The organism is Aneurinibacillus sp. UBA3580 (assembly GCF_002375825.1).
Taxonomy (GTDB): domain Bacteria; phylum Bacillota; class Bacilli; order Aneurinibacillales; family Aneurinibacillaceae; genus Aneurinibacillus; species Aneurinibacillus danicus.
The window spans coordinates 41,894-54,067 of the sequence record NZ_DFMZ01000030.1; the positions used below are offsets into that span (position 1 = coordinate 41,894).

14 protein-coding genes and 1 other annotated feature are annotated in these 12,174 nt (G+C 47.5%); of the genes, 1 reads left to right on the forward strand and 13 read right to left on the reverse strand.

Annotation, left to right across the window (positions count from 1 at the left end; genetic code table 11):
• The 6 genes from B2899_RS05015 to metG all read right to left on the reverse strand — a co-directional run.
• The coding region (locus B2899_RS05015) for a sporulation peptidase YabG (protein WP_286884381.1) at positions 1–250 on the reverse strand (250 nt) is incomplete at its 3' end.
• A 145-nt stretch (positions 251–395) separates the two neighbouring features.
• Entirely contained in the window at positions 396–1,274 is an 879-nt protein-coding gene (rsmA, locus tag B2899_RS05020) for a 16S rRNA (adenine(1518)-N(6)/adenine(1519)-N(6))-dimethyltransferase RsmA (protein WP_286884382.1), read from the reverse strand.
• On the reverse strand, positions 1,271–1,822 hold the full coding sequence (gene rnmV, locus B2899_RS05025) for a ribonuclease M5 (protein WP_286884391.1): 552 nt from the start codon (positions 1,820–1,822) through the stop codon (positions 1,271–1,273). The genes rsmA and rnmV overlap by 4 nt, the downstream gene beginning before the upstream one ends.
• Positions 1,823–1,887: 65 nt before the next feature.
• Positions 1,888–2,976, reverse strand: a complete 1,089-nt coding sequence (locus B2899_RS05030) for a 3D domain-containing protein (RefSeq protein ID WP_286884383.1) — start codon at positions 2,974–2,976, stop codon at positions 1,888–1,890.
• Between the two features lie 178 nt (positions 2,977–3,154).
• Complete coding sequence (locus B2899_RS05035) at positions 3,155–3,928, reverse strand: TatD family hydrolase (protein WP_286884384.1); 774 nt, start codon at positions 3,926–3,928, stop codon at positions 3,155–3,157.
• 32 nt (positions 3,929–3,960) lie between these two features.
• Positions 3,961–5,949, reverse strand: a complete 1,989-nt coding sequence (gene metG / locus B2899_RS05040) for a methionine--tRNA ligase (RefSeq protein WP_146809868.1) — start codon at positions 5,947–5,949, stop codon at positions 3,961–3,963.
• Positions 5,950–6,002: 53 nt separating this feature from the next.
• Positions 6,003–6,248: a binding site (T-box leader), on the reverse strand.
• Positions 6,249–6,702: 454 nt separating this feature from the next.
• On the opposite strand from metG, the gene B2899_RS05045 reads away from it, so the two are divergent.
• Positions 6,703–6,954, forward strand: coding sequence for an AbrB/MazE/SpoVT family DNA-binding domain-containing protein (locus B2899_RS05045; RefSeq protein ID WP_146809852.1), 252 nt, complete (start codon positions 6,703–6,705; stop codon positions 6,952–6,954).
• A 47-nt stretch (positions 6,955–7,001) separates the two neighbouring features.
• On the opposite strand, the gene rsmI is transcribed toward B2899_RS05045, so the two are convergent.
• The 7 genes from rsmI to tmk all read right to left on the reverse strand — a co-directional run bounded on the left by rsmI (position 7,002) and on the right by tmk (position 12,108).
• On the reverse strand, positions 7,002–7,883 hold the full coding sequence (rsmI, locus tag B2899_RS05050) for a 16S rRNA (cytidine(1402)-2'-O)-methyltransferase (protein WP_146809853.1): 882 nt from the start codon (positions 7,881–7,883) through the stop codon (positions 7,002–7,004).
• Between the two features lies 1 nt (position 7,884).
• On the reverse strand, positions 7,885–8,640 hold the full coding sequence (locus B2899_RS05055; RefSeq protein WP_286884385.1) for a tRNA1(Val) (adenine(37)-N6)-methyltransferase: 756 nt from the start codon (positions 8,638–8,640) through the stop codon (positions 7,885–7,887).
• 57 nt (positions 8,641–8,697) lie between these two features.
• A complete protein-coding gene (gene yabA / locus B2899_RS05060; RefSeq protein WP_286884386.1) occupies positions 8,698–9,072 on the reverse strand; it encodes a DNA replication initiation control protein YabA in 375 nt (124 codons plus the stop codon).
• Between the two features lie 24 nt (positions 9,073–9,096).
• Positions 9,097–9,906: a PSP1 domain-containing protein gene (locus tag B2899_RS05065; protein ID WP_146809856.1), complete on the reverse strand. Its 810-nt coding sequence runs from the start codon at positions 9,904–9,906 to the stop codon at positions 9,097–9,099.
• Between the two features lie 4 nt (positions 9,907–9,910).
• Positions 9,911–10,888 (reverse strand): DNA polymerase III subunit delta', encoded by a 978-nt coding sequence (gene holB, locus B2899_RS05070; RefSeq protein ID WP_146809857.1) that lies wholly within the window; start codon positions 10,886–10,888, stop codon positions 9,911–9,913.
• Between the two features lie 33 nt (positions 10,889–10,921).
• Complete coding sequence (locus B2899_RS05075) at positions 10,922–11,383, reverse strand: YaaR family protein (RefSeq protein ID WP_286884387.1); 462 nt, start codon at positions 11,381–11,383, stop codon at positions 10,922–10,924.
• 86 nt (positions 11,384–11,469) lie between these two features.
• Complete coding sequence (gene tmk / locus B2899_RS05080; RefSeq protein WP_286884388.1) at positions 11,470–12,108, reverse strand: dTMP kinase; 639 nt, start codon at positions 12,106–12,108, stop codon at positions 11,470–11,472.
• Between the last annotated feature and the right edge of the window lie 66 nt (positions 12,109–12,174).

A 12,174-nucleotide genomic window follows, 5' to 3' on the forward strand; every position in this document is an offset into this window, starting at 1 on the left:
GTTCCTGCTGAATGAGCCGCATAGCTTCTATATGTTTTTGCTCGCAGACGCTTCGCATCTTCTTCATCTCATCCTCGTTAACTTTAACCAAATCACTGAGCGGCGCATCAGCTATCAACCGGTAGTCCAGCCCAATAAGTGCCGCTGTTTTGTGTTCTTCATCAATCTCAATAATTTGAAACAGCATATCATAGCCGTGTGACTTCCGGGTTACGATATCACCCAACTTGAATTTCGGGTTTGTAAACACAAAAATCCCCCCTTCCCCTGACATGATATGCTTGCCGGGAAAAAGGGGTTCAGCCTGGCGGAAATAAGAAGGAAGAAGAAAAAATCTTGCAATTAAATTATCAAAGGGACGACCACTCTTCTCTCCAACTTCTTATCCCCATTTTTCATCCAAAAATCTGGGATATGCGATTGCTTAGCCGGGCAAATTCCTCAAGCGATAGGGTCTCCCCGCGTCTTGCCGAGTCAATGCCCGCTTTCGCGAAAATTTGCAGCATCTCTTCTTTTCGCTCTTTGCCGAACAAATTATTCAACAGATTATTGGACAACGTCTTGCGGCGCTGTGCGAAGCTGGCTTTCACTACCCGATAAAATATTTCTTCACTGTCTACGTCGACAGCCGGCTTGTTTCGAATACGAAGACGAAGCACCGCGGAATCGACGTTCGGCTGCGGAATAAATACGCTGTGCGGCACGATTGTAACGACTTCCGCTTCCGCATAAAATTGCGCAAGTACGCTTAACGCTCCATATTCTTTGCCTCCCGGACCGGAAGCGATACGCTCGGCCACTTCCTTCTGAATCATGACCACAATGTTTTCAAGCGGCAGGCGTTCCTCCAACAGCTTCATCAGAATCGCGCTGGTCACGTAGTAGGGAAGGTTTGCCACAACGCTGATCTTTTCCTGATCGTTGAACCTATCCCGGATCAGTGTATGCAAATCCATCTCCAGCACATCACCATGAACGACTTCCGTGTGCGGATAAGAAGACAGCGTATCTGCCAGAATCGGAAGCAGACGCTGGTCGATTTCAATGGCGACCACCTTGCCTGCTCTTCGCGATAGCTGTTCGGTCAGCGCCCCGATGCCGGGTCCGATTTCAATAACGCCTTTCTCTTTCGTCAGTTCGGCGGCATCCACGATTTTGCCCAGGATATTTAAATCAATCAAGAAGTTTTGTCCCAGGCTTTTCTTAAACGAAAATCCGTATTTCTTAAGAATTTCCTTTGTCCTTGTCGGTGTTGCAATATCGCGCATCGTCATCTTTCTTCCTCCTGCGCCAGAACCCAGGCAAGCGCCTCGGCGAATTCCTCCCGCGTAATCTGAAGTATCATCATTCGCTTATGCAACTGCTTGGCGTTAGCATAGCCGATGCCAAGCTTCTCGCCCAGCAGTGTCCGCCGTTCTTTGGCCTGCGCGCCGCCGACGAGGCCGGCGTCAATCATATCATCCATCGTAATTTGCTCATCCGGCGATTCCGACTCGGTGCGAACCTCCGCGAGCGCTTTGCGGATCGCTTCCGGCGATGCGTATTCTACGCCCAGATTGCGTTTCCCCTGGCTATCCTCTTTCTTTATAAACGCATGCTTGCAGCCGGGAACAGCCCGGCTAATAATCTTCCGGATGCGCTCCCCCTGGAAATCCGGATCAGTAAATACAATGACGCCACGTTTTTCCTGCGCCCGCCGGATGCGGTCAATCACCCATTTCGGAATGGCCGAGCCGCCGGTTTCAATCGTATCCGCATCTACCGCCCGCTTAATCGCGACTGTATCTGACTTTCCTTCTACAACAATGACTTCTTTAATCATCACGCTTGCTTCCTCATTTCAAAGAAAAAAGACAGGGAAATAGTTTCCCTGCTTGTATCATACCATTAATTTGGTTTATTTGGGCCGATAACATGCACCGTTTTAGTCTGAACGCCAAAGTTCTGTGCTTCCCGCTCCGATGCAAAGAATAAATCCATCCGGTTGCCCTTAATGGCGCCGCCGGTATCTTCGGCCTTACGAAAACCGTACCCTTCAATATAAACCCACCAGCCGAGGGGTACGACACTCGGGTCTACTGCAATGGTTCTTCCCTCTTTCGCAGTAGCTCCTGACGCTGTAACCGCATACCCTTCATCTCCCGGATTCTTCCCGGTCGATGCCGCGTGAGGCGAGTAAGCCGTCATTTTTACACGAAGCGTCTTGCGGGCATTTATATCCCCTTCCACTTTCGCGACTCTCGATGCGCGCCCGGTAGAGTCTGCGCTCCGCGATATAGCCGTCATTCGCGCCGTTCCAACCGCTACGATGTGATCTTTCCAATCCCGTAGCTTCTTGGTGTCGACGAGCTTCTTTGATGCAGGCTTGCCATTGATATAGACAACCTCATACCGTTCCAGAACTTTTCCTTTCTGGCCCTGCTGGATAACCTTATGCTGCCCTTGCAGCATCGTGCTGTCTTTGCGCTCTTTTGTATTGAAGGCTACCGTTTTCTCTTTGTTCACCGTTTTCTTAGCGATTCTTGTGACCGTCACCGTTTGATTTTCTTTTACGGTCTGATTGAGCGCTGGATCAACTTTGTCCATCGGTCCAAGCACAATATTTTGCTCTGCCAGGATATCTTTCACCTGACGTTTTGCCGTCATAATCTGCTTTTTCTGACCGGCTATGTTTATGTTTACCTTTCTCCCCGGTATGTAGTTCACCTTCATACCATCTGCCAATGCTGTCTCTAATCCGAAATTCAATTCGTCGAATTTCCCCAGCTTTATCCCTTTCTCGGCCAAGAATTCTCCCAGCGTTTCCGCTTTTGTGGTTACGGCCATTGCTCTGCCGTCATTTATGAAAGTAATCTTCTTTGTTTGCAATGAATTAACCAAAAGCGCAAGACTTAAGAGAACAAGGATCGCAACAGCGGTTAGAAGAATCCAGCTACGACCCTTCCAAAAACCCGACTGAATATGATTTTGTTTCAAAGTCTATCTGCCTCCTTCAACGGTTGAAAGTCATTGTAGACGATTCCTTCAAAACTTGTCAAACCAGTTTTTTACAAGCACTTCTACAAGTTTCGCACATTTGCAATAGGAATATAGTCTCAGCAATACCCTTCAACCGTTGGTACGACTGAGGCAGAAAATCTCTACAATAGTCGTTTTATTCCTTTATTTGGAATATTTTTTTAGCGTTTTCCGTCGTAATTTGGGCTAATTCTTCGAAAGAAATATTTTTTATTTCGGCAATTTTTTCGGCAACATAACGAACATATCCGCTCTCGTTTCGCTTTCCACGGTACGGTTCCGGGGTCAGGTACGGACAATCCGTTTCAATTAAAAGCCGATCAAGTGGAACCATCTCAGCCACTTCCTTCGGCTTCCTGGCATTTTTGAATGTTACCGGACCGCCCAGTGAGATATAGAAGTTCATGTCGATGCATTGCCGGGCCATTTCCGGGCTGCCGGAGAAGCAATGCATAATACCCCCGACTTCTTGGGCTTTTTCCTCGCGGAGAATATCGACGATATCCTGATGCGCTTCCCGGTCGTGAATAATGATGGGAAGTGCAAGCTTTTTCGCCAGCCGAATCTGCTTGCGGAATACCTCCTGCTGCACATCCTTCGGCGATGTATCCCAGTAGTAATCCAGCCCAATTTCCCCGATGGCGACCACTTTTTCTTCTTCCATGGCCAGCCTCTCGATCCATTCCAGATCTTCATCGGTCATTGTCCTGGCATCCTGCGGATGCCAGCCAATGGCCGTGTAGATGAAATCGTATTTCCGGGTCAACTCAAGCGACGTTTCGATCGTCTCCCGATTGTATCCGATGTTGCAAATATAAGAAATGCCGTTTTCCTGTGCCCGGGCGATTGTCGCTTCCCTATCTTCGTCGAATTTCTCGTCGTTTAGATGGGCATGTGTATCAAAAAGCATGATAAACTCCTTTCTTAATACAAATCCGGCGCTTACTTTACAATCGCGCCGTTTGGCATGTGATCAGGTACGGTCGCGAGCGTGAGCGTATCTCCTTCGGACGCGGCCAGGATCATACCGTTCGACAGCTCACCGCGCAGTTTCACCGGTTTCAGATTGGTAACACAGATCACTTTCTTGCCAACGAGCTCTTCCGGGCTATAATGCTTGGCGATGCCGGATACGACCTGGCGCTTTTCGAATCCCAGGTCAAGCTGCAGCTTCAACAGCTTGTCAGCCTTCGGAATCTTCTCTGCTTCGATGACCTGCGCCACGCGCAATTCTACTTTCATAAAATCATCGATGGCAATCTCCGCTGTATCCTGCTTTTCTTCCACTTTTGCCTCCGCCTGCTCTTTCTTCTTTTTGTTCTCTTCCGCCTGTTTGCGGGCCGCCGCGGTCGTTTCGTCAATTACCGCGATCTCCTTTTCCAGTTCAAGGCGCGGGAACAGCGCATCACCGCGGTTCACTTTTGTTCCGGCCGGGAGTTTCCCCCACTCTTTTGCCGCATCCCAGCTTGTCAGGTCTTCACTTTCCGTAATACCTAACTGTGTCCAAATTTTGCGCGGCGTATGCGTCATGAACGGTTGAAGTCCGATCGAGACGATACGAATACTTTCCGCCAGATTGTATATAACTGTACCAAGACGTTCTTTGTTAGCCTCGTCTTTCGCCAGTACCCACGGCATTGTCTCGTCGATATATTTATTCGTGCGGCTGACCAGTTCCCACAGGCTGTTCAGCGCGCCGCCGAATCGCATTTCGTCCATATTTTCTTCGAGACCGGCCACAGCTTTACGGGCCAGATCCCGCAGTGTTTCGTCCAGCGCATCAGGGGCAGTAGGTGCCGGAATGACTCCGTCAAAATACTTCTCGATCATGGCAACCGTACGGCTGACCAGGTTGCCGAGGTCATTAGCCAGATCGAAATTCAAGCGCTGGATAAACGCTTCCGGCGTAAAGACCCCGTCTTGTCCAAAGGCAATTTCACGCAGCAGGAAATAACGGATAGAATCGGATCCGTAACGCTCAATTAAGAATTTTGGATCGATGACGTTTCCTTTTGATTTCGACATTTTTCCATCCGGCATCAACAGCCAACCGTGGCCAAATACTTTCTTCGGCAGCGGCAGATCAAGCGCCATCAGGATAATCGGCCAGTAAATCGTATGGAAACGCAGAATGTCTTTACCGATCATATGCACATCGGCCGGCCAGTAGCGGTTGAATTTCGACTCGTCATCACTCATATAACCAAGCGCTGTGATATAATTCGCCAGCGCGTCAAGCCAGACATAAATAACGTGCTCCGGATCATTCGGTAGCTTGATACCCCAGTCGAACGATGTTCTGGAGACGCTCAAATCTTCCAGACCCGGCTTCAGAAAGTTGTTCACCATCTCATTGCGGCGTGACGCCGGCTGAATGAATTCCGGATTCTCTTCAATATGCTTCATAAGACGATCCTGGTATTTGGACATGCGGAAGAAATAGCTCTTCTCCTTAACGAGAGACACGGGGCGTCCACAATCCGGGCAGATATGTTCGCCGTCTTTTTTCGACTGGTATTCTGTCCAGAACGCTTCACAAGGGACACAATAGTAGCCCTCATATTCCCCAAGGTAGATGTCGCCCTTGTCGACAAGTTTTTGAAAGATTTTTTGTACCGCATCTTTGTGCCGCTGCTGTGTCGTACGAATGAAATCATCATATGAGATATCAAGGCGCGTCCACAGGTCTTTAATCCAATCGACGACCGGATCAATGAATTCAAGAGGTTGCTTGCCTTCTTCCGCTGCTCTCTGCTGAAGCTTCTGGCCATGCTCGTCCGTTCCCGTCAGATAGAACACATCGTATCCGCGCAGACGCTTATAGCGAGCCAGCGCGTCACAGGCAATGGTTGTGTACGCATTTCCAATATGGAGCGCATTGCTCGGATAATAAATGGGCGATGTAATGTAATAGGTTGGCTTGCTCAACATACTCATCCTTTCACCAAAAAATGTCATAAAAATAAAAAAAGCTCTCCATCCCAAAATGGGACGAGAAGCTCCCGTGGTACCACCCAAATTCCCTGCCGTTCTTCCTTCGCTTAAAAAAGGCCGCAAACAGACAGGCTCTACTCCCGTAACGAGGGAAACGCCGCTCTCTAACGCGCAAGAAGCCCGCTCAAAAGCAGAAACTCCGGGGCCATCTTCGTCCCGCTCCTTTTACCGGTTTCCACCCACTCCGGCTCTCTGCGAAAAGCGCACGTGACTACTCTTCCCTTCATCGTTCCTATCTTCATTTATTTACAATCATAACCTTTTCCTTCTTAATTCTATACCTTACTTATGCGATTCCGTCAAGTCGGCATTTTTTCACGTTTTTAATCCCTTTATTTTACTATTTTGTCGAATAAACTGCGTTATCGTTCGTGTTTTTGTCGAAAAAATCGAGAAAAAAAAGAGAAAGAGTATGATATTTTTGAACGAATATAAAGAAAAAAGTTCAATTTTGTAGTAAGTAAAAAATTTTATATTGTTATATGTTTTTGATATATATTACATATAGAACATTTTTTTACCTTTTTTAGTATTTTTCTTACAGATAATGAGATTTTTTTATGATATAATCCCAGTAAATGGTTGACCTCTAGATAAAATCCTGCTAGGATAGTGTTAAAGAAAGATTTGTCGAATTTTGGCGATAAGATATATTGAATTTGATCAAATACGAGAGGAGACATTATACACATGAAATCAACCGGCATCGTAAGAAAAGTAGATGAATTAGGTCGCGTCGTTATTCCAATTGAACTCCGTCGCACATTAGGAATCGGGGAAAAAGACGCGTTGGAAATTTACGTTGATGGCGAGCGCATCATGCTGAAGAAATACGAACCTGCATGCATCTTCTGCGGCAGCACAGAAGATACTGTAACATACAAAGGTAAAATTATCTGTGGACCTTGCCTGTCCGAAATGCCTGTTACGCAAAAAGCGTAATAGCACTATATACAAACAAATAAGTTTCCCCGGGGGACCGGGGAAACTTATTTGTCGTGCTGATGATATTCGTTGTACACTTCCCGCTTTGGAAGCCCGCGCTCTTCCGCAGTTTGTTTTAGCGCTTCTTTTTTGTTTAATCCCTTCTCTATATGAACATTTACGTGAGCAGTAATGTCCAGACCCTGCCACCAGCTCTCCGCTTCGGTTTCTCCTTCCCCTGTATTTCCTTCGACAATCAGGGTAAATTCACCCCGTATTTCTGCCTGCCCTTCTAAGAAATCCCGTACATCGCTGATATTTCCTCGAATGAATTCTTCGTAGCGCTTGGTCAACTCTCTTCCCAATGCCACTTTCCTGTCACCCAACACTTCCTGTATTTCCTGTAGCGTCCTGGCAATTCGGTGTGGAGATTCGTAAAAAATAAGCGTTTCAGGATACGGACGCAGGCGGTCAAGCTCTTCACGCCTCTCTTTTTTGTCACGGGGCAGGAACCCGCGAAAAACGAACCGATCCGTTGGCAGACCGGAAACAATCAAAGCCGAAAGCCCTGCGTTAGCGCCGGGTATCGGGATGATTGGTATAGATTCTTCAGCAGCATCACGCACCAGTTCCTGTCCGGGGTCCGAGATGGCAGGAAGACCCGCATCGCTAACCAGCGCCACCGACTTTCCTTCCTTTAATAACCGAATAATCTCCGGTCCACTCGCGGTTTTATTATGCTCATGGTAGCTGATTAGCCTTGTCTCAATCTGAAAGTGGGTCAGCAGCTTACGCGTCTGCCGTGTATCCTCGGCGGCAATGATATCTACTTCCTGCAGCGTACGAATGGCCCGGACTGTCATATCGTCCAGATTGCCAATCGGCGTTGCAACGAGATACAGCTTGCCCCCCTCTTCCCCGGAAACAAAGCTTTTCTGAATAAACATACTACTCCTCCGTCCTGTCACCATAATAAATCGAATAAATCTCGTCACAGTATGTCCCGTCTTCTTTATACACAATCAACGGCGGAAGCACACGCAAATCCGGTTTTCCATCCCGAATCCCTTCAATTAATACCATGTTCGCTTCCGCCTCCGCTTTCGGATAGACAAGGCGCATACGCTTCGGTTCAATTCTGTACTTGCGCATAATCGCAATCAAGTCTCCCAGACGGCCTGAGCGATGCACGTACGCTACCTTTCCCCCGGTACGGACGAGGCGGCTGCTCGCCTGAATCATCTCTTCAAGCGTGAGCAGGATTTCATGCCTTGCAATAGCGACATGACTACTTTTGTTTTTTTCACCGCCGATCACCGGCATGTACGGCGGATTGCACGTCAGTGCATCGTATCCACCGTTGCCCAGGAATTTATACGCTTCCTTTACATCACCATGATATATTGAAATCCGATTTTTCAGCCCATTCAATTCGACATTGCGCTTCGCCATATCGTACAAACGCTCTTGAATCTCCACTGCATCAATCGGACATTCCGTCCTTGCGCTCAGCAGGAGGGGAATCACACCGTTCCCTGTACACAAATCGACGATGCGCCCACGTTTTAACGGTAAAGAAGCGAAGCGGGCCAGGAGCACCGCATCAAGGGAAAAGCAGAACACCTCTTTGCTTTGGATAATCTTCATCTCATTCGTTAGTAAATCGTCAATCCGCTCATCCGGATACAGCTTGACGTTCTCCATTCCTTTTTCTCGTTCCTTTCGCAAAAAACGACCCGTACGAGACACGGGTCGTTGTTGTTATCCCTGTTTATTTAGAAATGCGAGGCAAAACAAGCAATCTCCGTCCGTGCGCAAACTGCCGTAATGCACGTTGCAAATATGGAAACCTTCCTGGTATAACCGGGCGAGATTATCATATCCTTCCCCGACAACCGTCCGTTTCTGCTTGTCTTTCTTTGTTTTTATGACGCTGCTCTGACGCTTTTCCTTCTTTTCTAATTCCGTTTCGCGCTGCTGCAGCCGTTCCCTAAGGTGTTGATTCTCAATTAAGAGATTTTTATTTTCTTCCATAAGCGTAAGCATCGCGTTCTTCAGATGGCCGATTTCTTCATATAATACACCGACCTTCTCTTCAATTAAAGCGAGCTGGTGAAACATGCTTTGCTTGTTCACTATCCCCACCTCAGTTATTCACTACTACACTTTCTCCACTACGCTGATCTCATCAAGAGGCAGCTCCATAATTCTCTCTGCTTCATACAGGTTCACCTGGACTTTGCGCTCTAAAATGTTAAGCCCCACGACTCGTCCGTATCCCATTACCGTCGCCACTTCTTTGCCAACATTCGGCAGCTCGTCCTTAGCGCTCTCATAGTTATCGTTTTCATATTTCAAACAGCACATCAGACGGCCGCACAAACCGGAAATTTTGGCTGGGTTAAGCGACAAGTTCTGGTCTTTTGCCATTTTAATGGATACGGGTTCAAAATCGCCGAGAAAGGTAGAGCAGCAGAGAATACGGCCGCAGGGACCGATGCCACCAAGCATCTTTGCCTCATCTCGAACACCAATCTGACGCAGCTCGATACGCGTACGGAAGATTGCTGCCAAATCTTTGACCAATTCACGGAAGTCCACACGTCCATCCGCCGTGAAGTAGAAAATAATTTTATTTTTATCGAAAGTGTATTCCACATCAACCAGCTTCATATCCAACTTATGAGCCGCAACCTTCTCCTGGCAAATTCCAAAAGCCTCTTCGGCCAATCTCCGGTTCTCTTCCACCTGAAGGCGATCCTGCTCATCAGCGATGCGCAGCACCTTCTTCAGCGGCAGTACGACATCATTCTCGTCCACCTGCTTACGGCCAATGACAACCTGTCCGTATTCCACACCACGCGCAGTTTCTACAATAACGTGGTCGTGATTTTCAATCGGAAGTTCATCCGGATCAAAGTAATATATCTTTCCCGCTTTTTTAAAACGGACACCTACAACATCAAACAAAGTGTTATCCCTCCTGCAGACGAAGCACCATATCTTCCAAGGATAACTGCAGGTTCGCATAATGCGTGAGCCTGTTTTTCGTTACCAGGATTGTTCCCATTCCTTCCACAAGTCTGCGCTGACTGATACGCAATGCCTGTTTCTGAATGGGCTCCATCTGATCATTATTCGTAATCTGGGATTCTTGTCCCAGCAAAAAAAGCAATAAATCACGGAACCAGAGCAGCAACAAGTCAAGAAACAGGTCGATTTTGTCAGGGTCCTTCTCCTGCTTGAGAAGTTTATCATGAATGGTAACGAGGGCATATGTGCCCCGCTCCATGATATCTTCACTTAATTGTATCACTAGGCTTCTCATCTGCGCAAACGATTCTGTCTGGCATAATGTACGCGCCTCTTCCAGGTCATGGGCAATCTGAGCCGCCGCTCTGGCCAACCCCGGTCTTACTCCTTCCTGCTCAAGCTGCTTCGTGATCGCTTCGGGTGAGGGCGCATTGAACGAAATAATTTGGCAACGGGAAAGAATGGTGGGAAGAAGGCCATGAATGTTGCTGGTGAGCAGAATGGCAACGACTCCTGCAGGAGGCTCTTCCAAGAATTTCAGCAGTGCGTTGGTCGCTTCCTGGTTCATCTTGTCGGCTTCTTCCATAATATATACCTTATGGTTGGACTCTGCCGCACGGTAAGAGAATTTCTTCTGCAAATCCTTAATCTGTTCCTTACGAATTATGTTCCTTTCCGGCTGAACCCAATGTACATCCAGATGGTTCCCTTCTTCAATCAGTCGACAGTTCTTGCATTCTCCGCAGCTATCACCGTCCTGCCGCAGACAGAAGATAGCCTCGGTCAAATGCTTCGCCATTTTCTTTTTTCCGGCTCCCTTTGGACCAGAAAATAAGTATGCATGCGATAGACGGTTGTGCTTTATGCTGCGGTGCAACAGTTCGGCGGCCTGCTTCTGTGCCGAGAACTCACTCCACATAGTATTAATCCACACTTCTTTCGCTTCGATTTCCTACATGTACATATTAATCAACAAGCCCCGGATTTCACCGACTGCATCAAGAATGTTAATGCCCTTCTGCTCTTTCTTAAGTACGGCATCCGTGACTTCCGTAAGCTTTTTGTCCACTTCCGTAATGATTTTGTATATTTTGCTGCGTCCACGGCGGCTAAAGCCGTGCCGTTCTTCCAGGGCAACGCCGTTCTTGACGGCTTCTTCCATGAAGTTCTTTACAAGCGCCTTATATTCTTTTAAATCTTTAATCGTGCGGGATTTGGCAAGCCTTTCACCCTGCATATCAATTCGCTCAATGAGCTTGTTGAACTTCTCAACATCGAGCTGCTGACTACGATTTTGCATGATCTCGTCAAAATCAACATAATACTGGGGGAGCACCTTCTGCTTTGGCTCTATTCCCAGTGTTTTATCGATCGGCATATTTTCTCCAATTCGCATGGAAACCACCCTTTCCACTTTATTCCCTCTCCTCGTTCGCACGTTTACTACAAAAGTCGGCATTTTCCGGCTTCATTGTTATAAAAAGATAAGGATGGCTTCTATCATCTGTTTGCGAGATAATTTAAAAAGTGTCCGCGTATTTCTTCTTGTATGCTTTCTATATCGCGCGCCGCATCGATTTTGACAATCCGTTCTTCATATTCACGGCAAATGGCAGCGAATCCTTGCTTAACTTTCTCATGATATTCAGCCGGCTTGCTCTCAATACGGTCCGGTCCTTCATATACAGAAAAACGCTTTTCAAGCCGCTCCCGGCTAACTTCGGACGGCAAATCCAGAAAGTATGTTAAATCCGGTTGCAATCCGCCTGTGGCAAAGCGGTTAATATTTACGATTTCATCAAGCGGGAGTTCCAGTCCATAACCCTGATACGCAATACTGGCGTCCACGAATCGATCGCATAGAACGATTTTGCCCTGAGCAAGCGCCGGAATGATCTTCTCACGAACATGCTGGGCACGCGAAGCAGCATACAACAACACTTCGGTCTCCGGTTTCATCTCGCTGTTCTTCGGGTCAAGGAGAAGCTCCCGAATGCTGTCACTGATACTCGTACCGCCGGGTTCCCGGGTTAACAGGACAACATACCCCTTCTCCTGCAAAAACTCATATAACATTTTAATTTGGGTGGTCTTACCCGACCCGTCAGTTCCTTCGAATGTGACAAAACAACCCCTCAACGATGGAATCCTCCCTTATTTTCTGTGAAAATCACGAAGAAATAAGGAGAGAAAGAGGAAATGAGA